The 25,135-nt window shown below is 67.8% G+C and carries 20 protein-coding genes and 1 pseudogene; 14 read left to right on the top strand and 7 right to left on the bottom strand.

Annotated elements, in window-relative coordinates; genetic code table 11:
* The first annotated feature begins 130 nt into the window (after positions 1-130).
* The 4 genes from LFM09_RS32260 to LFM09_RS32245 are packed head-to-tail and all read left to right on the top strand — an operon-like array spanning position 131 to position 5,019.
* A complete protein-coding gene (locus LFM09_RS32260; RefSeq protein WP_414100353.1) occupies positions 131-2,497 on the top strand; it encodes a GcvT family protein in 2,367 nt (788 codons plus the stop codon).
* Complete coding sequence (solA, locus tag LFM09_RS32255) at positions 2,494-3,600, top strand: N-methyl-L-tryptophan oxidase (RefSeq protein WP_414100352.1); 1,107 nt, start codon at positions 2,494-2,496, stop codon at positions 3,598-3,600. Before LFM09_RS32260 ends, solA begins: the two co-directional genes overlap by 4 nt.
* Complete coding sequence (locus LFM09_RS32250; protein ID WP_414100351.1) at positions 3,597-4,709, top strand: aromatic ring-hydroxylating oxygenase subunit alpha; 1,113 nt, start codon at positions 3,597-3,599, stop codon at positions 4,707-4,709. The genes solA and LFM09_RS32250 overlap by 4 nt, the downstream gene beginning before the upstream one ends.
* 43 nt (positions 4,710-4,752) lie before the next feature.
* On the top strand, positions 4,753-5,019 hold the full coding sequence (locus tag LFM09_RS32245; RefSeq protein WP_414100454.1) for a hypothetical protein: 267 nt from the start codon (positions 4,753-4,755) through the stop codon (positions 5,017-5,019).
* 55 nt (positions 5,020-5,074) lie between these two features.
* Here LFM09_RS32245 and secA2 read toward each other — a convergent pair whose 3' ends face one another.
* The 5 genes from secA2 to LFM09_RS32220 form a co-directional block, all read right to left on the bottom strand.
* Positions 5,075-7,360, bottom strand: coding sequence for an accessory Sec system translocase SecA2 (gene secA2 / locus LFM09_RS32240; RefSeq protein WP_414100350.1), 2,286 nt, complete (start codon positions 7,358-7,360; stop codon positions 5,075-5,077).
* A gap of 69 nt (positions 7,361-7,429) precedes the next feature.
* Positions 7,430-7,822: a hypothetical protein gene (locus LFM09_RS32235; RefSeq protein ID WP_414100349.1), complete on the bottom strand. Its 393-nt coding sequence runs from the start codon at positions 7,820-7,822 to the stop codon at positions 7,430-7,432.
* The gene (locus LFM09_RS32230) at positions 7,819-8,139 is read right to left on the bottom strand and encodes a hypothetical protein (RefSeq protein ID WP_414100348.1); all 321 of its coding nucleotides are present in this window, start codon (positions 8,137-8,139) and stop codon (positions 7,819-7,821) included. Before LFM09_RS32230 ends, LFM09_RS32235 begins: the two co-directional genes overlap by 4 nt.
* 53 nt (positions 8,140-8,192) lie before the next feature.
* Positions 8,193-9,488 carry an MFS transporter gene (locus LFM09_RS32225; protein ID WP_414100347.1) on the bottom strand — a complete coding sequence of 432 codons (1,296 nt, stop codon included), beginning with the start codon at positions 9,486-9,488 and terminating at the stop codon, positions 8,193-8,195.
* Positions 9,489-9,498: 10 nt separating this feature from the next.
* Complete coding sequence (locus LFM09_RS32220; RefSeq protein ID WP_414100346.1) at positions 9,499-12,570, bottom strand: carboxyl transferase domain-containing protein; 3,072 nt, start codon at positions 12,568-12,570, stop codon at positions 9,499-9,501.
* Positions 12,571-12,706: 136 nt separating this feature from the next.
* Here LFM09_RS32220 and LFM09_RS32215 point away from each other — a divergent pair, with 136 nt between their 5' ends.
* Complete coding sequence (locus LFM09_RS32215; protein ID WP_414100345.1) at positions 12,707-13,486, top strand: sporulation protein; 780 nt, start codon at positions 12,707-12,709, stop codon at positions 13,484-13,486.
* Between the two features lie 87 nt (positions 13,487-13,573).
* A complete protein-coding gene (locus tag LFM09_RS32210; protein WP_414100344.1) occupies positions 13,574-13,846 on the top strand; it encodes a GlsB/YeaQ/YmgE family stress response membrane protein in 273 nt (90 codons plus the stop codon).
* On the opposite strand, the gene LFM09_RS32205 is transcribed toward LFM09_RS32210, so the two are convergent.
* Positions 13,843-14,466 (bottom strand): TetR/AcrR family transcriptional regulator, encoded by a 624-nt coding sequence (locus LFM09_RS32205; protein WP_414100343.1) that lies wholly within the window; start codon positions 14,464-14,466, stop codon positions 13,843-13,845. The two genes, LFM09_RS32210 and LFM09_RS32205, sit on opposite strands and share 4 nt — an antisense overlap.
* A 92-nt stretch (positions 14,467-14,558) precedes the next feature.
* Between LFM09_RS32205 and LFM09_RS32200 the strand changes: the two genes are divergently transcribed.
* The 8 genes and pseudogenes from LFM09_RS32200 (at position 14,559) to LFM09_RS32165 (ending at position 24,028) form a co-directional block, all read left to right on the top strand.
* Entirely contained in the window at positions 14,559-15,704 is a 1,146-nt protein-coding gene (locus LFM09_RS32200; protein WP_414100342.1) for an acyl-CoA dehydrogenase family protein, read from the top strand.
* A 10-nt stretch (positions 15,705-15,714) separates the two neighbouring features.
* Positions 15,715-16,910: pseudogene (locus tag LFM09_RS32195) on the top strand (acetyl-CoA C-acetyltransferase).
* Positions 16,910-17,668, top strand: coding sequence for an SDR family NAD(P)-dependent oxidoreductase (locus LFM09_RS32190; protein WP_414100341.1), 759 nt, complete (start codon positions 16,910-16,912; stop codon positions 17,666-17,668). Before LFM09_RS32195 ends, LFM09_RS32190 begins: the two are co-directional and overlap by 1 nt.
* Positions 17,669-17,697: 29 nt before the next feature.
* On the top strand, positions 17,698-18,240 hold the full coding sequence (locus LFM09_RS32185) for an exonuclease domain-containing protein (RefSeq protein ID WP_414100340.1): 543 nt from the start codon (positions 17,698-17,700) through the stop codon (positions 18,238-18,240).
* Between the two features lie 50 nt (positions 18,241-18,290).
* On the top strand, positions 18,291-18,746 hold the full coding sequence (locus LFM09_RS32180; RefSeq protein WP_414100339.1) for a YbaB/EbfC family nucleoid-associated protein: 456 nt from the start codon (positions 18,291-18,293) through the stop codon (positions 18,744-18,746).
* A gap of 14 nt (positions 18,747-18,760) precedes the next feature.
* Positions 18,761-19,072 (top strand): type VII secretion target, encoded by a 312-nt coding sequence (locus tag LFM09_RS32175; RefSeq protein WP_414100338.1) that lies wholly within the window; start codon positions 18,761-18,763, stop codon positions 19,070-19,072.
* A complete protein-coding gene (locus tag LFM09_RS32170) occupies positions 19,069-23,538 on the top strand; it encodes an RHS repeat-associated core domain-containing protein (RefSeq protein WP_414100337.1) in 4,470 nt (1,489 codons plus the stop codon). Before LFM09_RS32175 ends, LFM09_RS32170 begins: the two co-directional genes overlap by 4 nt.
* A 19-nt stretch (positions 23,539-23,557) precedes the next feature.
* Entirely contained in the window at positions 23,558-24,028 is a 471-nt protein-coding gene (locus LFM09_RS32165) for a hypothetical protein (protein WP_414100336.1), read from the top strand.
* A 46-nt stretch (positions 24,029-24,074) separates the two neighbouring features.
* Here LFM09_RS32165 and LFM09_RS32160 read toward each other — a convergent pair whose 3' ends face one another.
* Positions 24,075-25,124 carry a DUF2855 family protein gene (locus LFM09_RS32160; RefSeq protein WP_414100335.1) on the bottom strand — a complete coding sequence of 350 codons (1,050 nt, stop codon included), beginning with the start codon at positions 25,122-25,124 and terminating at the stop codon, positions 24,075-24,077.
* Positions 25,125-25,135: the final 11 nt, after the last annotated feature.

Below are 25,135 nucleotides of genomic sequence, written 5' to 3'. Positions count from 1 at the left end.
CCCGGTTTCACCGAGTGTCAGACCTCGCCCGCCCGAACGCGGTATTGACACCGGGTCGCGCGAGCCGCAATTTGTTGCTGATGGCGGAACGGGTTCCGTTTCGCGCAACGGCGGCGAAGGGGTGTCCGGCATGGCTGGAGAGGTGCCTCGCGTGGTGCTCGTGGGGGCCGGGATCGTCGGCTGCGCACTGGCCGACGAGCTCACCGAACGGGGCTACACCGACGTCACGGTGCTGGATCAGGCGCGGGGGCTTGCCGCGGGTGGTTCCAGCAGCCACGCGCCGGGGCTGGTGTTCCAGACGAACTCCTGCCGCAGCATGACCGCCTTCGCCCGCTACACGGTCGAGAAGTACACCGCGCTGGGCTGCTTCGACCAGATCGGTGGCCTGGAGATCGCAACTACCCCCGCTCGGCTGGAAGACCTCAAGCGTCGGCAGGGGTGGGCCACGTCGTGGGGTGCGGAGAGCCGGCTGATCGGGCCGGACGAGGTGGCGCGGCTGCACCCGTTGCTGGACCGCGAGCAGATCCTGGGCGGGTTCCTGATCCCGAGCGACGGGCTTGCGAAGCCCGTGCTGGCGGCGGAGTTACAGGCTCAGCGCGCCATCGCGCGGGGTGCGCGGTTCGAGTTCGGGCAGAAGGTCGTCGCGGTCGAGACCTCGGGCGACCGGGTCACGGGCGTGCAGACCGAGACGGACACCTACCCCGCCGACATCGTCGTGTCGTGTGCCGGGATGTGGGGGCCGGTGCTGGGCGAGATGGTCGGGCTGACCGTGCCGCTGGTGCCGATGGCGCACCAGTACGCGTTCACCGGCGACCTGGCCGGGGTCAGCACGGAAGCGCTTGCGCGGCAACCCATTCTGCGGCATCAGGAAGCTGATCTGTACTTCCGTTCGCACGGACAGGCGTTGGGGATCGGCGCGTACGGGCACCGGCCGATGCCGATCAGGGCGCACGACATCACCGGGTCGGAGCTGCCGTTCACCAAGGAGGACTTCGAGCCGTCGTGGGACGCGGCCGTCGAGCTGATTCCGGCGCTCGCCGAGGCCGGGGTGTCGAGCGGGTTCAACGGGCTGTTCTCGTTCACCAGCGACGGGATGCCGTTGCTGGGAGAGCATCCTCGGCTCGAAGGGTTCTGGGTGGCGGAGGCGGTGTGGATCACGCACTCGGCCGGCGTCGCGAAGTCGGTGGCCGAGTGGATCGTCGACGGCAAGCCGCAGCTGGACCTGCACTCCAGTGACATCACGCGCTTCGAGCAGGTGCAGCTGGCGCCGGACTACGTGCTGGAGCGCAGCTGCCAGAACTTCGTCGAGGTCTACGATCTGCTGCATCCGTTGCAGCCCATGGAAAGCCCGCGGCCGATCCGGACGAGTCCGTTCTACGGCAGGCAACAGGAGCTCGGCGCGTTCTTCCTGGAGGCGTCCGGGTGGGAGCGGCCGCACTGGTACGAGGCCAACGCGACGCTGCCCGAGGTCGCGGAGGTGCCGGAGCGCAACGACTGGGCCGGCCGGTACTGGTCGCCGATCTGCGGGGCCGAGGCGCTGGTGACGCGCAAGAGGGTCGCGATGTTCGACATGACGCCGTTGAAGCGGCTGGAGGTCAGCGGACCGGGGGCGCTGGAGTTCTTGCAGCGCATGACGACCAACAACCTCAACCGCAAGCCCGGCGCGGTTGTCTACACACTGCTGCTGGATCAGACGGGTGGCGTCAGGAGCGACCTCACGATCGCGCGACTCGACGCGACCACCTTCCAGGTCGGTGCCAACGGGAACCTCGACCTGGAATGGCTCACAAAACACGCTCCCGACAACGTCTTCCTCCGCGACATCACGGCCGGCACGTGCTGCATCGGTTTGTGGGGCCCGAACGCGCGTGACCTCGTCGAGCGGCTCCCGCACACGCTGGACACTCAGAAGGGTTACTTCACCGCGCAGAAGGCGTTCATCAAGAACGTCCCGGTGACCGCGCTACGACTGTCCTATGTGGGCGAACTCGGCTGGGAGCTGTACACCACGGCGGATCTCGGCCCGAAGCTGTGGGACACGCTGTGGGAAGCCGGGCAGGAGTTCGGGGTCATCGCGGCGGGGCGCGGGGCGTTCAACAGCCTGAGGCTGGAGAAGGGCTACCGGTCGTGGGGCACGGACGTGACCGACGAGCACGACCCGTTCGAGGCGGGGCTCGGGTTCGCGGTCCGCAAGGACAAGGAGTTCCTGGGCAAGGACGCGCTCGAACAGCGCACGAGCGGCAAGAAGCTCACCTGTCTCACGATCGACGACCCGCGGCAGGTCGTCATGGGCAGCGAACCTGTTTTCCACCAGGGAAAGCCGGTCGGTTACGTCACGAGCGCGGCCTACGGGTACACGACCGGGCTGAACATCGCGTACGCGTGGCTGCCCGACGGCGTCGACGAGGTGGAGATCGAGTACTTCGGCGAACGGGTCAAGGCGCGCCCGGCCCAGGAGCCGTTGTTCGACCCCGAGATGAAGCGGCTCAGAGGGTGAGCCACGACGTCATCGTGATCGGGCTCGGCGGCATGGGAAGTGCAGCCGCGTACCGGCTCGCCCAGCGCGGGAAACGGGTGCTGGGACTGGAGAAGTTCACGCCCGTGCACACGCAGGGATCGAGTCACGGCGGGTCGCGCATCACGCGGCAGGCGTACTTCGAGGACCCGGCCTACGTGCCGTTGCTGCTCAGGGCCCACGAGATGTGGGACCAGATCGAGCGCGACAGCGGTGAGCACATCTTCCACCGGGTCGGCGGGGTTCTCGTCGGCGCGCCGGACAGCCGTACGATCAGCGGCAGCCGGGCGAGCGCTGAACAGTACGGCTTGAAGCACGAAATGCTTGACGCGCAAGAGATCCGCGAACGCTTCCCCACGATGAGGCCCAGCAAGAACGAGGTCGCGCTCTACGAAGCCGGTGCAGGCCTGGTCGTGCCCGAGAAGTCGGTGAAGGCGCATCTCGAACTGGCTGCGAAAGCCGGTGCCGAGCTGCACTTCGAGGAACCGGTGACGCACTGGGAAGAAGGCCGGGTCACCACGGCTGAGGCGACCTACGAGGCCGACCACGTCGTCGTGTGCCCCGGCCCGTGGGCGACAGAGCTGTTGCGAGACCTGGAGATCCCGTTCGAGGTCGAACGACAGGTCCAGTTCTTCTGGAAGGCCACCGAGAACTTCGCCGACCATCCGACCTACATCTGGGAGGACGCGGCGGGGAAAACCTTCTACGGCTTCCCGGAGATGGACGGCGCGGTGAAGGTCGCGATCTTCGGTGGCGGGCAGATCTGCACGCCGGAGACGATCGACCGCACGGTCCACGACCACGAGGTCCAGGCGATGCGGGACGTCATGGCGCCCAAGATGCCGGGCATCGCGGGCACCTTCCAGCGCGCCGCCACGTGCATGTTCACCAACACCGCGGACGAGCACTTCGTCATCGCGCGCCATCCGGAGCACGACAACGTGACGGTGGCGTGCGGCTTCTCCGGGCACGGCTTCAAGTTCGTGCCGGTCGTCGGCGAGATCCTCGCCGACCTCACGATCGACGGGGCCACGCGGCACCCGATCGCACTTTTCGACCCTGCTCGCTTGAGAGGCGGAGCATGACCGGCAGCCTGATCTCCACCCTTGAGGGCCGCTACTACACCGACCCCGGGATCTTCGCGCAGGAGCAAGCGAACATCTTCGAGAAGATGTGGTTCTGCGCGGTCAAGTCGGGTGACCTCGCGAACCCCGGCGACTTCCGCACCGTGCAGGTCGGCCGCGAAAGCGTGCTGATCGCGCGGGACCGCCACGGCGCGCTCAACGCGTTCCTCAACGTCTGCCGGCACCGCGGCGCGCGCATCTGCGTCGACGAGGCAGGCAGCGTCAAGCGGGCGTTCCAGTGCCCGTACCACGCGTGGACCTACGCGTTGGACGGCAAGCTGATCGCCGCGCCGAACCTCACCTCGATGCCGGACGTCGACCGGGTGGAATACGGCCTGACGAAAGTCCATCTCCGGGAGTGGCTGGGCTACGCCTGGGTGAACCTCGCCGACGAACCGCCGAGCTTCGAGGACGACGTGCTCAGTGCCGTGACGGAACGCCTCGGCACGCTGGAAGGCATCGACGGCTACGAGATCGACCAGTTGTCCGTGGGCAAACGAATCGTCTACGACGTCAAGGCCAACTGGAAGCTCATCATCGAGAACTTCATGGAGTGCTACCACTGCGCGACGATCCACCCCGAGCTCACCGAGGTGCTGCCCGAGTTCGCCGACGGCTACGCGGCGCAGTACTACGTCGGGCACGGCGCCGAGTTCGGTGACGAGATCAAGGGTTTCACCGTCGACGGCAGCGAAGGCTTCGAAAAACTTGCGTCGTTGGAAGAAGAACGCGACCGGAAGTACTACGCGATCACCATCAAGCCGCAGGTTTTCATCAACCTCGTCCCGGACCACGTGATCCTGCACCGCATGTACCCGGTGGCCGTCGACCGCACGATCGTCGAGTGCGATTGGTTGTATGCAAAGGAAGTGGTCGACACCGGCCGTGACGTCTCTCGCTCGGTCGAGCTGTTCCACCGGGTGAACGAACAGGACTTCGAAGCCTGCGAGCGATGCCAGCCCGCGATGGCCTCCCGTGCTTACGCGCGCGGGGGAGTGCTGGTGCCCTCTGAGCACCACATCGGCGGTTTCCACGAGTGGCTCGTCCAGAAACTGGAATCAGCCGACTAGGGGATCGACGCGTCACCCGTGCACGCGAAAGCTTGCACGGGTGATGGAGCAGACGGACTTCTTGCTCCCGGACGGGGAGCACGATCTCCTCCGCCGCATCCGGCAACTGGCCGAGCGGGCGGAACGGACGGCGCACAACCGGTCCAACCTCGTTGGCCCGCCGCCGTCGCAGGAGCACCTGGACATCCTCGCGGAGATCAGAGCTCTCACCGAGGAGATGACCACCGGCTCTCGGACGGAGAGACGGGCCGAGGCGTTGCCCCGGCCCGCCAGACCTGCAGACGATCTGGTGACAGGAAAAATGCCATGAGGGTGACCTTCATGGACCTCAGGTCCATGAAGGTCACCCTCATGGCATTTTGCGGTCAGCGGCGCTGGCCGCGCACCATCTTGACGAGTCCCTTCATCGTCTCTTCCAGCCCGGAGCCGAACGGGTTGTCGTGCACCAGGTACGTCCACGTCGAGCTCGGGCGCTTCACCCCGGAGTCGGAGAGGTCGTAGCCGTCGTCGGTGATCTTCGCGGCCTCGTACTTCTCCCCGGCCTGCTCCCACGACTCCGGCACGATCTTGTTGAACGCCGGGATGGCCTCGCGGTGGAACTCGTCCAGCGGGTTCTGCCGAGCCAGCGCGCGCAGGTGGATGCCCTCGCGCAGGTCCGACAGGAACGTCAGGTGGTGCGTCCACAGGTCGTCGAGGTAGAACAGCGTGATCTTGCGGGCGGCGTCGATGGCCACCTCGTCGGACACGCCTTCCTTCTCGCCGAGCTTCTCGAACGCCGCGTCCGTGCGCAGCACCACGTCGCGGTGCTTGAGCAGCAGGTCGCGCTGGTGCTCGATCAACTTGTTGTAGCGCCACGTGTTGCGGTGGATCTCCAGGTTCACGCCCTCGGCGACGCGCTGGGCGTGCTCGAAGGTGTGCAGCAGGCCCTTGTCGCGCACCCGGCCGTCTTCGTCCACTTCGGACGGGTCCTCGGCGTCCGGCGCGTACTGGGTGATCAGCTCGTCGTGCATCGACGAGAAGAACACCGAGCCGCCGGGGTCGCCCTGACGTCCGGCACGGCCGCGCAGCTGGTCGTCCAGACGTGAGGACGAGTGCCGGCCGGTGCCGATCACGTACAGGCCGCCCAGCTCGGCGATCCGGTCGTGGTCCTCGCCCTCGTGGCCGCCGAGGCGGATGTCCGTACCGCGACCGGCCATCTGCGTCGAGACGGTGATGCGCCCGAACGAGCCGGCGTCGGCGATGATCGACGCTTCCTCGGCGTCGTTCTTCGCGTTCAGCACGACGCACTCGATCCCGGCGTCGTTCAGCTTCGAGGAGATGCGCTCGGACTCCGCGACGTCGAGCGTGCCGACGAGGATCGGCCGCCCGGTCTCGTGGACGGTCTTGATCTCCTCGACGATCGCCTCTTCCTTCTGCTCCAGCGTCGCGTAGAGGCGGAAGTGCTCGTCCTCGCGGATGTTCTCCTTGTTCGGAGGGATCACGAGGACTTCGAGCTCGTAGAACTCCCGCAACGTCTCCGCGACGGCGACCGCGGTACCGGTCATGCCGCACCGCGTCGGATACCGCGACAGCAGCGCCTGCACCGTCATCGAGTCGAGGATCTCGCCCGACTCGGTCGTCTGCACGTTCTCCTTGGCCTCGACCGCGGCCTGCAGACCGTCCGGCCACCGCTGCAGCTTCGCGACACGGCCGCGGGTGTCGTTGATCAGGTGCACCTTGCCGTCGCGCACGATGTAGTCGACGTCGCGGTGCAGCAGCACCTGCGCGTGCAGGGCGACGTTCACCTTCGACAGCGTGGAGGTGACGTGCTCCTGCGAGTACAGGTCGATCTCGCCGAGCGCGCGCTCGACGGCCTCGGAGCCCGCGCCCGTGAGGAAGACGTTGCGCTCCTCGTCGTCGATCTCGTAGTGCAGGTTCTGCCGGAGCCGCTTCACGAGGTCCGCGATGACGGGGTCGGCGGCCTCGGCACTGGTCGAGCCGGCCAGGACGAGCGGCACGCGGGCCTCGTCGACGAGCACCGAGTCGGCCTCGTCGATGAGCGCGACCTCGGGCTCGGGGACGATCAGGTCCTCGGGCTTCGTGACGATCCGGTCGCGCAGGATGTCGAACCCGATCTCGCTGACCGGCGCGTACGTGACCTCGCACTGGTAGGCCTCGCGGCGCTCCTCGGCCTTCGAGCTGCCGTTGATCCAGCCCACCGTGACGCCGAGCAGCCGGTACAGCGGCCCCATCCACTCCGCGTCGCGCTGGGCGAGGTAGTCGTTGACGCTGACCACGTGGACGCGCTTGCCCTTGATCGCGAACCCGGCCGCGGCCATGGCGCCCGCGAGCGTCTTGCCCTCACCGGTCGCCATCTCGACGACGAGCCCGCTGAGCATGCCCAGCGCACCCAGCACCTGCACGTCGAACGGACGCTGCCCGATGGCGCGCTCGGCGGCCTCACGCGTGAGGGCCACGAGCTCGGTGTCGTCGTGCTCCTCGCGCAGCTTCGCGGCCTTGGCCGTCAGCTCCTCGTCACTCAGCTTCGACAGGCCCTCCGCGTGTTTTTCCACGTCCTTGAGGAGTGCCTGGAACGGTGCGAGGTCAACCGACGCCGGTTTCTGCGCGAACCGGCGCATCCGCTGCTTGAAGCGCGCCATGAGAGTGGTCACGACGCAGCAACGTACGGCATCGCCTGTGTGTTCCGCAGATGTCTTGACTGTGAAGCCGGAAATGTCCGATCAGACGACGATCAACGGAACCTGCACGCCAACGGCATCGGCGAGTTTGCCCAGGTCACCGGGATCTGACGTGAGCACGGCGCAGTTGTGGCTGACGGCCGCGATGACGACGGCCGCGTCAACGACGTCCGAGGTGCCCGCCGCGGCCAGCAGCCTGCCCACCGCTTCCGCCACGTCCTCGGTGAAGGGGACTGACCTGTACATCCGGCGCAGCACCGACACCGGTGCCTGCTGAGGGCTCGCCCGCCACACCTGCGCCAGGACGACCGTCGGCAGCAACGCCGGGGTGCCCGCGTCCAGGACGTCTCGGCACGCTCCGTAGACACGGCCTCGTGGATCGCTCTCGACGTGGATCAGCGCGCCGGCGTCGAGCACGATTCCGCGTGGGCTCACCCCGCCCGCCTTTCGTTCGGCAGGCCCAGCAGCCTGGCGAGCGCCGCTGCTCGGGCGGCCGCGTCCGATGCTGCCTCGGGCGCGCCGACACCGGCGTCCGCGAGCTGTGCCCGGATCTCGTTCAGCTCTGCGGGGTCCGGTTCGCCGAACTGGGCCGCGTAGTCCTCCGCGGCTGCGCGCGCCTCGGCGAGGTCCGCGGCTGCTTCTGCCGCGTTGGCCAGCCACGTGGACAAAGGCAGGCCCTCGCGTTCTGCCGCGCGCCGAACCCGTGCGACCACGACGCCCGGCAAGGACACGCTCAACTTCTCCACCGCCATGGCTTGACGGTAACCCGGTTGGTGCTACCAGGGTAGCACCAACCGGATTGGACTCAAACGGGCCGGTGCGTCTCCGGCAGCTTGAGCGCCGAGAACAGCGTGGCCAGGCCCATCAGGCACAGGAACGCGGACACCGACATCGACGTCCCGGTCGCGCCCAGCAGCGCCGTCATGATGAACGGCGTGCCGCCGCTGACCAGGATCGACGCCAGCTGGTACGCGAGAGAGGCGCCCGAGTACCGGACGTGCGGCTCGAACAGCTCACCCAGGTACGCGGCGATCGGGCCGTAGACCAGCGACGACGCGATGCCGCCGACCGTGGCCGCGACGAACAGCCACACGAGCGAACCCGTGTCGACCAGCAGGAAGTACGGGAACGCCCACAGCGTGAGTCCGACGGCGCCCGCGATGATCAGCGGACGGCGGCCGAGGCGGTCCGACGCGTGGCCGGCCCAGAGGATCACCGGGATGCTCACGATCGACGACAGCAGGCTGACTACCAGCACCGACTCGCGTGACAGGCCGAGCGTGGCGGTGGCGTAGGACAGGACGCCCGCGATCGAGACGTAGAAGATCGCGTTCGAGGCGAACATCAGGCCGGCGCCGAGCAGGATTGGCTTGCGGTGTGTGCGCAGGGCCTCCTTCAGCGGTGCGTGGGCCACGGTGGGTGCGTCTGCGCGTTTGGCTTGCAGCTCACGGAACACCGGGCTGTCTTCGACCTTCATCTGGATGAAGAGCACCACGGGGAAGAGGAGCGCGGACGCCAGGAACGGCACGCGCCATCCCCACGACGCGAACGCTTCCGGCGAGAGAGACGTCGTGGCGCTGATGAAGGCGATGTTGCCGAGCAGCACGCCGATCGGGACGCCGGCCTGGCCGAACGTACCCGCGAAGCCGCGCTTCTTCGGCCCTGCCGTCTCGGTGAGCAGCAGGACGACGCCGCCCCACTGGCCGCCGACCGCGATGCCCTGCAGGAAGCGGAGCAGGACGAGGAGCAGCGGTGCTCCGACGCCGAGGGTCGCGGTGGTGGGGAGCAGGCCGATGAGGAACGTGGCGGCGGCCATCAGCGCGAGGCAGATGACGAGGGCGGGTTTGCGGCCGAACTTGTCGCCGACGTGGCCGAAGACCAGGCCGCCGATCGGGCGGGCGATGAAGCCCGCCCAGAACGTGCTGAACGACAGGAGCAGCGCCACGATCGGCGTCGCCTCTGGGAAGAACAGCTTGGGGAACACCAGTGCCGCGGCGGTCGCGTAGATGAAGAAGTCGTACCACTCCAGGGACGAGCCCACGAGTCCGGCTGCCATCAGCCTGCGCAAGGTCTTCTGTTCAGTCGGGGCAACACTGACCACGGCTTCTCCTTCACCACGTGTCGATGAACGGGCGTTTCTTCCCTGGGGGACGGGAAGTTGTGGGGGCCAGCGCGGTGGCGATCCAGCGGCGCGTGTCGGCCGGGTCGATCACGTCGTCGATCTCGAAGACACTCGCGACGTTCAGCGCTTTGCCGTGTTCGTAAGCTTTTGCGACCATCTGGTCGAAGCGTTGCTGGCGTTCGTGCGGGTCCTTGATGGCGTCCAGTTCTCGCTTGAAGCCGAGTTTCACGGCGCCTTCGAGGCCCATCGGGCCGAACTCGCCGGTGGGCCACGAGATCGCGAACTGGGGGACCTTGAGGGATCCGGCAGCCATTGCCTGGGCGCCCAGGCCGTACGCCTTGCGGGTCACGATCAGTCCGAAGGGGACGGTGAGGTTGGCACCCGTCACGACCATGCGGGTCAGGTGGCGCACGGTCGCCGTGCGTTCGGCGTCGGGGCCGACCATGAAGCCGGGGGTGTCGCACAGCGAGATGACCGGGAGGTCGAACGCGTCCGCGAGCTGGAGGAAGCGGGCGCACTTGTCGGCTGCGTCGGCGTCGATCGCGCCGCCGAGGACGGTGGGGTCGTTGGCGATCAGGGCGATGGGGCGGCCTTCTACGCGGACGAGGGCGGTGATGATCGCCTTGCCGAAGCCCTTGCGGAGTTCGAGGACCGAGTCGGTGTCCGCGAGGGTGGTGATCAGGGCGCGGACGTCGTAGGCGCGGAGGCGGTTCTCGGGGATGGCGTGGCGGAGGAGGCGCTGGTCCGCGCACTTCCACGATCCGAAATTGTCAGTGCCGGCTGGGATGATTGAGACAAGGGGACCCCCTTGCGACGCGGGTGAAGGCTGCGCGCTTGCGCGGGGGACGCCTGCGGGAGCGTGGGCATCTGCGGGCGGCTGGAAGTACGAGAGGTACTTCTTCGCGACCGCCACCCCTTCTTCTTCGGATGCCACCGCGATGTCCACGACGCCGTTGGGCACCTGCACGTCCAACGGCCCGATGTCCTCCGGGCGGAACATGCCGAGGCCGCCGCCCTCGATCATCGCCGGCCCGCCCATGCCGATGTTCGCGCCCTCGACCGCGATGATCACGTCACACGTGCCGAGCAGCACCGCGTTGCCCGCGAAGCACCGGCCCGCGACGACGCCCACCAACGGCACCTGACCGCTCAGCTGGGCGAACGCGTGGAAAGAACCGCAGTCCAGGCCGCTGACCATGCTGTGGTCGGTGTCGCCGGGCCGCCCGCCGCCGCCCTCGGCGAACAACACCACCGGCAGGTTCTCCTGTTGTGCCAGCGCGAACAACCTGTCCTTCTTGGCGTGGTTGCGCAGGCCCTGCGTGCCCGCGAGCACGGCGTAGTCGTAGGACATCGCGACGATGCGCGAGCCGTTCACCACGCCGATGCCGGCCACCATGCCGTCGGCGGGGGTGCGTTCGATCAGCTCGTCCAACGAGCGACGCTGCCGTTGCGCGGCGATGGCCAGGCCGCCGTACTCGACAAAGGAAGAACAGAGGTCCGCGATGTTCTCGCGCGCGGTCCGGCCGCCGGCAGCGTGCCGCCGAGCAGCAGCCTCAGGCCGGTCGAAATCGTGCCGCGCCAGCACTTCGGCGAGGTCCGGGCGGACGTGCGAAGGATCGACCGCCACTGAGTCCTCGGTGGACTCACCGGAACCGGAAGCGAGCAGCTGACCTTCGGCAACCGTGTCACCGACCGACACCAGGACATCGCCGGACACCCGGACGACGTGCTGCATCTTCATCGCTTCCAGCACCACGGAATCCGGCGTGACCTCCACGACGGTGCCCGCCAGCGGAGCCCTCAGGCCCGAAGGTTCCTCGACGACGAAGTCGGTCGTGGCACCCACGATGTCGCGTTCCAGCAACGACTTCAGGAAGTCCAGGTTCGTGGAGACGCCGTCGATCCGGAACTCGCCCAACGCCCGCCGTGCGCGGTTCAGGGCAACGTCCAGATCTTCGCCGTGCACCACGAGCTTCGCGAGCAACCCGTCGTACCGCGTCCCCACCCGATAGCCCACGTACCCGTGCGTGTCGACGCGAACCCCGGGCCCGGAAGGCAGGCCGAACGAAGAAAGCACGCCACCGGACGTCTGGTTCACGCGGACCTGCACGGCCGCGCCGCGGTCGGCAGGCGTGAAGTCGACTTCGCCGCCCCAGGCGAGCAACAACTGAGTCCGCACGAGGTCCACACCGGACACCATCTCGGTCACGGTGTGCTCGACCTGCAGCCGCGGGTTGGCCTCCATGAAGTAGAAGGAGTCGCCGGCCACGAGGAACTCCACCGTGCCTACGCCGGTGTAGCCCACGGCGGAGGCCAGCGAGGCGGCGGCGGTGTGCAACGCCTTGCGCATCAAAGGATCCAGCAGAGGCGCGGGAGCGATCTCCACGACCTTCTGGTGCCGCAGCTGCAACGAGCAGTCGCGGTCACCGATCACCGACGTGCCCACGAGCTGCACCTCGATGTGCCGGGCGGAGGGCAGCAACCGTTCGAAGTAGACGTCCCCGACCCCGAACGCCGCCAGCGCCTCCACCCGGCACGCCTCGACGGCGCTGTCGAGGTCCTCGGGCGCGAACACCGCCCGCATGCCTTTGCCGCCACCGCCCGCGACCGCCTTCACCATCACCGGGAACTCGCCGGGTGCCGCGTCCAGCACCGGAATCCCCAGCGACGCCGCCAGTGTGCGCGCCTGCCGCTTGTCGCCCAGCAGCTCCAGCACCTCGGGGGACGGCCCGACGAACGTCAGCCCGCGCTCGGCACACGCCCGAGCGAACGAGGCGTTCTCCGACAGGAACCCCCAGCCCGGATGCACGGCCTGGCAACCCTCGGCCGCGTCCAGCAGCTGTGCGACGTCCAGGTACGGCGAAGATCCACGCAGCGCGACGGCACGGTCCGCGAGCGTCACGTGCAACGAGGAAGCGTCGTCCTCCGCGTACACCGCCACGGTGCGGATTCCCAGGTCAGCGGCCGCGCGCAGCACGCGGACGGCGACCTCACCCCGGTTGGCGACGAGCAGCACGGCAATCCTCCTTAGCGACCGCTTAGTATGTGACGGCGGTCGCATGCTGCCATCTGAAGTCAACGGAAGTCCATACGGAACCGATCTGGGTGTTGAGGCGTCAACGGAACGCTTCAGGGCAAACCGGCGATTCAGTTGGCAGACTTCCCCGCAAACTTGGCAAGGGCTTCAGGAGGCCGCAGTGGTGTTCAAGAGGATGATGCGCGCGTTCGGCGTGGGCGGGCCGACTGTCGACACGGTGCTGACCAACCCGAACGTTCGGCCCGGCGAGGTGCTGAGCGGTGAGGTGCGGATCGCCGGTGGCGACCACCCCGCCGAGATCGACCACGTCACGCTCGCGTTGCTCACCCGAGTCGAGGTCGAGAGCGGCGACAACGAGTACAACACCAACATGGAGTTCCACAAGTTCTCCGTGGGCCAGCGGATCATGGCTCAGCCGCACCAGAACCTCTCGCTGCCGTTCCAGATCCCGGTGCCGATCGAGTGCCCGCTCAACGTCGTCGGCGGCATGCAGCTGTCCGGCATGCAGCTCGGCCTGCGCACCGAGCTGGAGGTCCGCGGCGCGGTCGACCCCGGCGACCTCGACCCGATCTGGGTGCACCCGCTGCCGTCGCAGGACGCGGTGCTGCAGGCGTTCGGGCAGATGGGTTTCCGCTTCACCAAGGCGGACAACGAGCGCGGCCGCATCCACGGCGTGCCGCAGCAGCTGCCGTTCTACCAGGAGATCGAGTTCTACCCGCCGCCGCAGTTCGCCGGCCGGGTCAAGCAGGTCGAGCTGACGTTCGTCACGACGCCGACTGAGCTGCACGTGGTCCTGGAGGCCGACAAGCGCGCCGGGCTGCTCCGCGCGGGTGGTGACGCGTACGGCCGTTTCGCCGTGTCGCACCAGCAGGCGGTCGGCACGGACTGGACCGCGACGATCAACCAGTGGATGAGCCAGGTCTCCGGTAGCCGCTGGTAGCGCTCGCGCTGCGGAAGGTGATGTGTGCCGGGATGATTTTCCTCTGAGAGACCTGGGTATATCCCGGGCGAGAAGGAGGAGGCGACCGTGACCATCGAAAGCATCATCGGCGCACTCATCATCGGCCTGATCCTGGGCTTCCTGGGCAAGCTGTTCGCACCGGGCAAGCAGGCCATTCCGATCTGGCTGACGATTCTGGTCGGCATCGCGGCCGCGTTCATCGGAACGTGGATCGCGAGGGCGTTCGGCGTGCAGGACACGCCGGGCATCGACTGGATCGAGGTGATCGTCCAGATCATCGTCGCGGCCGTCGGCGTGTCCATCGTCGCCGGCATGTACGGCCGCAAGCGCGTCGGTTAGCCGACGGGCCGCAGCATCCTCAGGACGAGATCGGCGTACAACGCGCCGATCTCGTCCGGGGTCCTCTTTCCGCCCGGCTGGTACCAGCGGGCGACGTCGATGCACAGCGACAGCACCGCCAGGGTCGCGCCCTTGAGGTCCGGCACCTCGAAGACGCCCTCGGTGACGCCGTCGGAGATGAACGAGCGCATCTGCTGCTCGATCTGCCGGCGCAGCTCCGCCACCTCCGCGTGGTGTTCCGGAGAGAGCGCGCCGAGCTCGTACTGCACCACCCGCGCCGTCGTGTGGAACTCCGCGTGCCACCCCGCGAACGCCGCGACCGCGTTCTTCAACCGCTCCAGTGCGTCTGCGCCCTGAATCGACGACAGCACGGTGAGTGACAGCTCGTGCCCGACGCGTGAGATGTTGAAGAGAAGCTCCTCTTTGGACCGGTAGTGGATGTACACGGCGGCCGGTGACATTCCCGCGAGCGAAGCGATGTCGCGCGTCGTCGTGGCGTGGTATCCCTTGCCTGCGAACGCGTGCGCGGCCGCGATGAGCATCCGGCGGGCGGCGTCCGGGGTGACCGCGCGCCACGTCTCGTCGAGCAGCGCGAACTCGTCCAGTCCGGTCGTCGTCATCGGGCCGCTCCTCGCGTGTTGACAGGTGATGAATCGTACTGCACGCTAAGCGGGCGCTTAGCGCTAAGCAACCGCTTAGTATGGAGGTAGTCGTGCAGCGGACGCTGTTCAACGAGGATCACGCCGCGTTCCGGGAGTCGGCGAAGGCGTTCGTCGAGCGCACGATCACGCCGAACGTCGAGAAGTTCATCGAGCAGCGCGTGATCGACCGCGACGTGTGGCTGGAGGCCGGTCGCCAGGGCCTGCTGGGACTTGAGATCCCGGAGGAGTACGGCGGCAGCGGTGCGAACGACTACCGGTTCAACACGGTGTTCGCCGAGGAGCTGTGCCGGGTCAACGCGGCTGTCGCCTCGTCGCTGGGAATCCACGGCGACGTCGTGGCGCCCTATCTCGTCGACCTGTGCACCGAGGAGCAGAAGCAGCGCTGGCTGCCCGGCATGTGCACCGGTGAGATCAAGACCGGCATCGCGATGACCGAGCCCTCCGGTGGTTCGGATCTGGCGGCTTTGAAGACCAACGCCGTGCGCGACGGTTCCGACTGGATCCTCAACGGCTCCAAGACGTTCATCACGAACGGCTACACCGCCGACATGATCGTCGTGGCCGCCCGCACCGACCCCTCGAAGGGCGCGCGCGGCATCACGCTGTTCGCCGTCGAGACCGGCATGCCCGGCTTCGAGCGCGGCCGCAAGCTCGACAAGGTCGGCCAGCACCCGTCCGACACCGCGGAGCTGTTCTTCTCCGACGTGCGCCTCACTGACGAGCACGTCATCGGCGAGGAGGGCCAGGGCTTCATCTACATGATGGAACGCCTGCCGCAGGAGCGGATCGGTGGCGCGATCTCCAACCTCGCGCACGCGCAGGGCGTCTTCGACGAGACGCTGGAGTACGTCAAGGAGCGCAAGGCGTTCGGGCAGGCGATCGGCAAGTTCCAGCACAACAAGTTCCAGCTCGCCGAGCTGCGCACCAAGCTGGACGTCACGCAGGCGTTCATCGACGTGCTGACGATGCAGCACACCCGCGGCGAGCTGACCGCGGTCGAGGCGGCGCAGGCGAAGTACTGGAGCGCCGACGTCGAGAACGAGGTCATCGACGCCTGCGTGCAGCTGCACGGCGGCTACGGCTACATGACCGAGTACCGCGTCGCCCGCGCGTGGATGGACGCCCGCGTCACGAAGATCTGGGCGGGCTCCAACGAGATCATGAAGGAACTCATCGGCCGCGACCTGGGCCTGTAAGGGGTGTTTTGTGGCTGAAGCAGTCATCGTCTCCACCGCCCGGTCGCCGATCGGCCGGGCGCGCAAGGGTTCTCTGGTTTCCCTGCGGCCGGACGACCTGGCCGCGCAGGTGATTTCGGCGGCGCTGGGCGACATCCCGGCCTCCGAGATCACCGACCTGCACCTCGGCTGCGCCGAGCCCAGGACGAGCACGGCCAGAACATCGCCCGTCGTGTCGCCGTGCAGCTCGGGTACGACAACCTGCCCGGCACGACCGTGAACCGGTTCTGCGCGTCCTCCGTGCAGACCGCGCGGATGGCCTTCCACGCGATCAAGGCGGGGGAGGGCCACGGGTTCATCTCGGCCGGCGTCGAGTGCGTCTCCCGTTACATGCACTCCGGTGTGCCGTCGTTCAACCCGTTGTTCGACGAGGCGCAGCAGCGGACGTTGGACACGGCCGCTTCCAACGCCCCGTGGACCGACCCGCGGCTGGACGGCAAGCTGCCGGACTACTACATCGCGATGGGCCAGACCGCCGAGAACGTCGCCACGCAGATGGGGATCTCGCGGCACGACCAGGACGAGTTCGCCGTGCGGTCGCAGAACCTCACGGAGAAGGCCATCGCGGACGGGTTCTTCGCCCGCGAGATCACGCCGGTCACATTGCCTGACGGCACTGTGGTCTCCACGGATGACGGCCCGCGTGCCGGGGTCACCTACGAGGCTGTTTCGTCGTTGAAGCCCTCGTTCCGGCCCGAGGGTACGATCACGGCCGGCAACTGCTGCCCGTTGAACGACGGCGCGGCCGCGGTGGTGATCATGAGCGATGTGCGGGCTCGTGAGCTCGGGCTGACTCCGTTGGCGCGCATCGTTTCCACGGGCGTTTCCGGGTTGTCGCCGGAGATCATGGGTCTCGGTCCGGTGGACGCCACGAAGCAGGCGTTGGCACACGCCGGTCTGTCCATTTCGGACATCGACCTGGTGGAGATCAACGAGGCGTTCGCGGTCCAGGTGATCGGGAGCCAGCGCCAGCTCGGTATCGACATCGAAAAGCTGAACGTGCACGGCGGTGCCATCGCGCTGGGCCACCCGTTCGGCTCGACCGGTGCCCGGATCATGACGACGCTGATCAACGGCATGCAGGCCCGTGACGCGCAGTTCGGTCTTGAGACGATGTGCGTCGGCGGCGGTCAGGGCATGGCGATCATCCTGGAAAGGCTTTCGTAGTGGGCATCCTGGACAAGTTCCGGCTCGACGGGAAGGTCGCGATCGTCACGGGCGCGTCCTCGGGTCTCGGCGTGGCTTTCGCGAAGGGCCTTGCCGAGGCCGGGGCGGACGTCGTTCTTGCCGCTCGTCGTGCGGACAAGCTGAAGGACACCGCCGCTCTGGTCGAGTCCGTCGGTCGGCGTGCTCTTGTCGTGCAGGCGGATGTTTCGCAGCCTGACGACTGCCGTGAGGTGGCGCGTGCCGCTGCCGAGTTCGGTGTGGTGTCGGTGCTGGTGAACAACGCCGGTGTCGCGTCGGCCGTGCCGGCTTCGCGCGAGACGCCGGAGCAGTTCCTCGGCGTCATGGACGTGAACCTCAACGGCGCGTACTGGATGGCTCAGGCGGCTGCCTCCGTCATGAAGTCCGGTGGGTCGATCATCAACATCTCCTCGGTGCTCGGGCTGGTGACCGGTGGCATTCCGCAGGCCGCCTACTCGGCTTCCAAGGCCGGGTTGCTGGGGCTGACGCGGGATCTGGCGCAGCAGTGGACCGGGCGCAAGGGCATCCGGGTCAACGCGATCTGCCCCGGGTTCTTCTCGTCGGAGATGACCGACCAGTACCCGCCCGGCTACATGGAGAAGATGCAGGCCGTGCTGCCCGCGGGTCGGATCGGTGACCCGGAGGAGCTGGCGGCGGCCGTCGTCTTCCTGGCTTCGCCTGCCGGTGGCTACGTCACGGGTGAGACCCTGGTCGTCGACGGTGGGGCCGTCATCGTCTAATCGTTGGACACGTCAGGGACGATCAGCACGTGATTTCGTTGGACCACGTGCTGGTCGTCGACGTGGAGTCGACGTGTTGGGAAGGATCTCCGCCGCCCGGTGAGGTGTCGGAGATCATCGAGATCGGGATCTGCCCGCTCGAGGTCGGTTCTGGCGTGCGCGGAGAGCGGCGCAGCATTCTGGTGCGGCCGACTCGGTCGTCTGTCAGTCCTTTCTGCACTCGGCTGACGACGCTGACGCAGGAGCAGGTCTCCGAAGGCGTCACGTTCGCCGAGGCGTGCGCGTTGCTGCGCAAGGAGTTCCGGTCGGATCGCCGCGTGTGGGCGTCATACGGCGACTACGACCGCAAGATGTTCGAACGGCAGTGCAAGGACCTGGGCGTGGGGTATCCGTTCGGGCCGAGGCACGTCAACGTCAAGACGCTCTTCGCTCTGAAACACGCGTTGCCACGTGAGGTGGGAATGGCCGAGGCCGTGCGCATCGCCGGGCAGAAGCTCGATGGCACGCACCACCGCGGGCACGACGACGCCTACAACATCGCCGGGCTGTTGAAGCTGATTTTGTCGAACTGATCCGCTGCCGCCGATCGTTTGGTTACCCTCCGAAGCGGGGAGGGGACGCCATGTTCGGAAAAGACCTCAGCCGGATCCTCGATCTGGGGGACCCGGAGGAGATGGCGCGGCGGCTCGACGAGCTGGACCGCAAGATGGAGCAGGCGCAGGCCAGCTACGAGCAGCTGGAGCAGGCCGCCGAGGGCATGCGCATCACCGAGACCGATCCGGCCGGTGTGAGCGCCACGGTGAACGTCGACGGACAGCTGACAGAGCTGGTCACCACACCGCAGATCACCCGGCTGACGCCCGAGCAGATCGGGCCGACGATCCTGGCCTGCATCACGCGCGCGCAGTCGCGCATCGCCGACCGTTACCGCGAGGCCGCCGAGCAGACCGGTAGCAACGACGACATGACGCGGCACGTCATCGAGTCCTACCGGCAGCGCTATCCCGCGCCGGAACCCGAGGACCCACGTCCGGAGACCAGCCGGACGATGAGGCTGGGGCAGCTCGAAGACGACTGATCGGGGGGATCAGGATGGCCGGGGGGTACGACGTTGCCGTCGAGGCTTTGGACAAGCACGCGCGCAATCTGGACGACCGGGCGGCCGCGGTGTCGGAGGCACTCGCGGCGGCCACATCGGTGAGCGTCTCCGAGGACGCTTACGGGATCATCTGCCAGTTCCTGCCACCGTGCATCAACCCGGTGGAGGACGAAGGCATCAACGCGTTGAAGGCCGCCGTCGAGTGTCTGCAGGAGGATGCGCAGGACATCCGTTCGACCGCTGCCGCTTACCGCGTGAGTGACGAGGCCAATGCCGCCGGGTTCGGCGCGGGGCTGACCGGATGACGGGGGATCTGGTCGCGAAGCCGGTCGACGAGACCAAGTGGTACAGCGGCATCTCGCAGCTCGAGGACGCCAAGGACCTCAAGGACTCCGTCGAGAGCGGTGACTGGCTCGAAGCCGGTATCGGGGCCGTCTCGCTGGGTGCGGACGTGGCCGCCTGCCTGACCGATCCCACCGCCGCGCTGGGGATGGTGATCGAGGCCGCGGTCGGCTGGCTGATGGAGCACCTCGAACCGCTCAAGGAGGCGCTGGACAAGCTCGCCGGCAACCCCGAGGTGGTCAAGTCCTTCGGCCAGACCTGGCAGAACGTCGCCGGCCGGCTCAACGCCGTCGCCGAGGACTACACGGCCAACGTCAACAACGACCTGGCGGAGTGGACCGGCGCCGCGGCCCACGCCTACCGCGCGGCCTCCGCCGACCGGGCCGACGCGCTGCGCACCGCCGCCGAAACCTGCGCCGGAGTCTCGTCCGCGGTCATGATGGCGGGCGAGGTCGTCGCCGCCGTGCGCATCATGGTGCGCGACCTGATCGCCGCGTTGGTCTCCGGCTTGATCGAGGCGGTCCTGCCGCCCGGCCCCGGCACCGCCCGCGCCGCGGTGAAGCTGATCCGCAACGTCCTGCAGAAGGTCGTCAAGCTCATCGGCAAGCTGATCCGCTCGCTGTCCAAGCTCGCCAAGAAGCTGCCCGAGCTGATCAGGCTGCTCACCAAGGTCGCCAAGCGCCTCAAGCCGACCCGCGGCCCGCGCGGGGGTGGCCCGCCCTCGACGAAACCGCGCGTCGACCCCCACTCGCCGAAGACCGACAAACCCAGCGACAGCACCACGACGTCGAGCGCGGACACGACCACCACGTCCTCGGCGGACACGCGCCCGCCACCGGACGTGAAGGGTTCGCCGGACACCACGTCACCGTCCAGCTCGACGACCCCGTCCAGCACCAGCACACCGGACACCGGCCGGCCGAACACCAAGGCCGACACCACCTCCCCGAGCAGCACGAAGACGGACACCCCGGCGAACCTTCCATCCACAAAGGACTCAGGCCTGCCGGGTAAGAAGGACACCTCGCCGAACCGGCCGGACAAGCCGAACGACACGAGGAGGCAGGAAAGCGAACGCCGGTGCAAGAACGACCCCATCGACGTCGCGACCGGCGAGATGGTGCTCGGCCAGGTCGACGTCGATCTGCCCGGCGTGCTGTCGTTGGTGCTGCGACGCACCCACCTGTCGACGTATCGGGCAGGTCTGTCGTTCGGCACGTCGTGGGCGTCCACAGTGGACCAGCGGATCGAGGGTGACGTGCTCGGCCTCGTGTTCGTCGCCGCCGACGGGATGCGTCTGGTCTACTCACGGCCGACTTCCGGCCCGGTGCTGCCGGAGGTCGGCCCGCGCTGGCCGTTGCACCAGATCGACCACGGCTACGCGATCACCGATCCGGCCACGGGTACGACGTGGCAGTTCACCTCGTCCACCGGCGCGACCCTGCCGTTGACCTCGATCACCCGCCGGACCGGGGATCGCATCGACTTCGAGCGCGACGACAGCGGCGCTCTCGCCGAGATCCGCCACTCCGGCGGCTACCGCGTCAAGGTCGAGAGCGCCGACGGGTTGATCACCGGCCTGCGGCTCGCGAACGCCGAGCCCGACGTGCCGATCGTCCGGTTCACCTACAACGCCGACCGCAGGCTCACCGAGGTCCGCAACTCCTCCGGCATTCCCACGCAGTTCGACTACGACGCGGACGGCCGCATCACCGGCTGGCAGGACCGCAACGGCAGCTGGTACCGCTACGTCTACGACGAGCAGGGCCGCTGCGTGCGCAACGTGGGCTCTGGTGGGTTCCTCGACGGCACTTTCGACTACCGCGACGGCGAGACGGTGTTCACCGACTCGCTCGGGCACTCGACGACCTACCACCTCAACGAGCTGAAGCAGATCGTGCGGGAGGTCGACCCGCTCGGCCACGTCACCGTCACCGAGTACGACCGGTACGACCGCGTGCTCTCGACCACGGATCCGTTGGGGCGCACGACCCGCCGCGCGTACGACGACGCGGGCAACATGGTCGAGGTCGTGCGTCCGGACGGCAGCCGCGCTGTCGCCGAGTTCAACGAGTTCGGGCAGCCGACGAAGATCGGTGCGCCCGACGGCTCCGAGTGGCAGTGGGAGTACGACCGGCGTGGCAACCTGACCACGGCGACCGACCCTGTCGGTGGCGTCACCCGTCACCAGTACGACGAACGCGGTCACCTCGCCGCGGTCGTCGACGCTGCGGGCGGAACTCGCCGGATAGGTAGCGATGCGGCCGGTCTGCCGTTCGCGGTGACCACGGTCGACGGCGCGACCACGCTCTACGGCCGCGACTTCTTCGGCAGGGTCACCTCGATCACCGATCCGGTGGGAGGCGTGACCAGGCTCGGCTGGACAGTCGAGGGGCAGCTCGCCTGGCGCACGTTCCCGGACGGCACGAGCGAACGCTGGCGGTACGACGGTGAAGGCAACATGGTGGAGCACACCGACGTGCTCGGCCAGACGACCCGTGTCGAGTACACCCACTTCGACCTGCCGACCGCCGAGATCGCGCCGGACGGTGCGAGGCTGGAGTTCCGCCACGACACGAACCTCCGGCTCGTCGGCGTGACCAATGCCAACGGCGATGACTGGAGCTACGAGTACGACCCGGCCGGTCGCCTGGTGGGCGAAACGGACTTCGCCGGCCGTCAGTTGACCTACGTGAACGACGCCTGCGGCCAGCTCGTGCAGCGACGCAGCGGCGTCGGTGAGGTCATGCGGTTCACCCGCGACCTGCTCGGCGACGTGATCGAACGCCGCAGCGGCGACATCGTGACCTCCTTTCAGCGCGACGCCGCCGGCCGCGTGATCCACGCGCGCAACGACGATGCCGAGCTCGTCTACGAACGTGACATCGCCGGACGGGTGCTCGTCGAGCAGGTCAACGGGCGAGCCGTCGTCTCGGCCTACGACGTGCTGGGCCGGCGAACTGTGCGCCGCACACCGTCCGGTCTGGACAGTCGCTGGACCTATGGTCCAACGGACAAACCGGTCGAGCTGCACGCGGCGGGCCGCACCATCCGTTTCAGCCATGACATCGCCGGACGCGAGACCGAACGGCGCTTCGGCTCAATGGCACTGGCCCAGACGTGGGACACCAACCACCGGCTGCGGACCCAGGCCGTCGTCGGCAAGGACGCGCAGCTGGCCCAGCGCCGGTCGTACAGCTACCGGTCCGACGGCCACGTCAGCACGATCGTGGACCAGCTGAGCGGCCCGAGGGAGTACGACCTCGACGCGGTCGGCCGGATCACCGGCGTCAAGGGCACTGGCTGGCGTGAGCACTACGCCTACGACCCCGCGGGCAACATCGTGTCGGCCGGGTGGCCGGGGGAGTCCGACGCGGAGGGCGGGCGTGAGTACACGGCGGGCGTGCTGCGCAGGGCCGGCAAGGTCCACTACGAACACGACGCCGAAGGCAGAGTGGTGCTGCGGCAGCACAAGACGCTGTCGGGCAAACCACGGACGTGGCGCTACGTGTGGGACGCCGAGGGCCGCCTCAGCGGCGTCACCACACCGGACGGGCATCGCTGGGCGTACCGCTACGACCCGTTCGGGCGCCGCATCGCCAAGCAACGGCTGGACGGCGACGAGGTCGTGGAACAGGTGGACTTCGCCTGGGACGGTTCCGTACCGGCCGAGCAGATCCACAGCAGCGGACACACCACGGCCTGGGAGTGGCATCCCGGCACGTTCCGCGTCGTCGCCCAGGTCGAACTGCGCACCGCGCCGCAAGAGTGGATCGACGCCCAGTTCTACGCCATCGTCACCGACGTCGTCGGCACCCCGACCGAACTCGTCACCGCCGACGGCGCGATCGCGTGGCACTCCCGGCCGACGATCTGGGGTGCCCCAGTGCCTGCACCGCGCACCGACGCGTACTGCCCCTTGCGATTCCCAGGTCAGTACCACGACCAGGAAACCGGGCTGCACTACAACCGCCACCGCTACTACGACCCCGAGATCGGGCGGTACGGCTCCAGCGACCCGCTCGGCCTCGGCCCCGCGCCGAACCCGTACACATATGTGTCCAACCCGACGGGGTGGATCGACCCACTGGGGCTCTCCGCGTGCGAGACCACGCCGATCTACCGCGTGTCGTCGAGGGATGCTGGACGCGATGAGCTCGACAACGGGTTCCACCCTGACAACTTCAGGGAAACACCGGACGGCGAGTACGACGGCTCAGCGCACTTCGGCAACCTGGCACGGGTCGAGGACTGGGCGAACAACGGTGGCTCCGGGCACGGTGTCGGAATTCGGGTGGACGTACCGACAGAATGGCTGAACCGAAACGCCGAGATCTGGGACAACTTCGACGATCAGATCGAGTACGTCATCCACAGGAGTCTCTTCGAGGAGTTCAACAGATTCCCCCGGCACGAATGGAATCCTTGACGTGGAAGGTCCAGCTGGTATGGAGAGCGAGCGCTTGAGGCGTTACGCCGTGGTGTCCGGGACGGTGGTCAGCCACCCGCCCTACGGGATCTTCTTGACCACTGACACAGGTGATCGCGCGTTCATCGACAGCGACTACGTGGCGGACGGTGGTGTGCGTCGGGACGAGTGGCCCCAGCCAGGTGAGCGAGTTCGCGGGATGGTGCTGGGGGTGACGCGAGACGGCCGGGTCCGGCTGTCCACCCGGCAGAGCGACGTCGACCTCGTCGACGAAGGTGTGGATGCGTCGCGTGCGATGGCGGCGTGGGATGCCTTTCGTCAAGCCGGAGACGCCGGCAGCGGCCAGGAACTGCTGGCGCTGCCGGACGCGGTCGCCGTTCTCCGGTGGGCGTTGCGACAACCTCCCGGGTGGAACCTGAAACCCAAGGTGCTCGGCTTGCTCGAGCACGCGCCGCCTGCGGTCCGCGAGGAGCTGGCACCGCTGCTGTGAGGCCGGCCAGGCGGACGCCACTGTCGCGGCGCCCGCCTCGGTCGGTTCAGAAGGTGATCACGTCGGCCGTGTCGGGGCTCACCTTGCCCTGCAGCACGGCTTGCCACACCTCGATGAGTTCCTCCGGGCCGCTGTGCTGGGCGATGCCGACCCAGCTGCCAGCCTGGGCGGTGAACGAACGCCAGGCCGTGCCGAAGCGCTCAGCGAGGCCCTCAGAGCCCCAGTCGGCGGTCCGCTTGCGCAGCTGCTCGGGAGCGAAGAAGAACTCCGAGCGCGGGTCCGCCGAGGCCTTCTGCTGGGTGAGGCCGATCGAGATGTCCTTCGCCAGCGAGGCGCCGAGGCGGTCGTGCAGCGCGGAACGGACGTCGGCTGAGCCGCTGAAGTCCAGGTACACCGAAGGTTCGACGTCCACCGATGCGTCGTAGGGGAGCACGGTGTCGTAGAGGCCGAGACCGGTGGTGAACTCGACGTTGCGCGGTGACGTGAGGCCGACCAGACGCACGCCCTTGCCCTGCAAGCACTGTGCGGTGCCGAAGGCGGTCTTGCTGGACGCCGAGGAGATCACAACGGTGCTGGCGCCGTAGAACTTGTTGTCCGCCAGTTGGTCGGCGAGCAGGTACGACGTGAGGAACAGCGGGCGGTACAAAGCCTGGAGGTCTTCCAGCGCAGGGTCGTAGGCCGGGTCCTGGGACGTGACCAGGTAGCTGTTGTAGACGGCCGGGAGGTCGGCGCGGTGGTCGGCCGTGTCCACGAAGCCGGACGACGTCAGCTTGGCGCGCACGACGAAGTGGCTGGCCATCGGCAAGTAGCCGTAGACGCGGGTGCCGGCGGGCACGGCGTCCAATGTGGAGTCCACGACATCGGCGAAGCCCCACACCGGGATCACGCCGCGGCCTTCGGGTGCGAAGGGGAAGAAGCGCCAGTAGCCGATCATGTCGCCGATCACGCCGTAGGTGACGTTGTTGGCGGTGAGGCCGACGTGGCTGACGCGGAGGAGGATCTCGCAGTCTTCGAGGTCGGTGGGGAGTTCGTCGTGCAGGACTTCGGTTTTGGTGAGGTCGTCGCGGTCTACGACGACGGTCCAGCGACTGATCATTGCCAGGATTC

The organism is Lentzea alba, from assembly GCF_047445655.1.
GTDB classification, from domain to species: domain Bacteria; phylum Actinomycetota; class Actinomycetes; order Mycobacteriales; family Pseudonocardiaceae; genus Lentzea; species Lentzea alba_A.
This window is presented reverse-complemented; position numbering and strand designations above follow the sequence as displayed.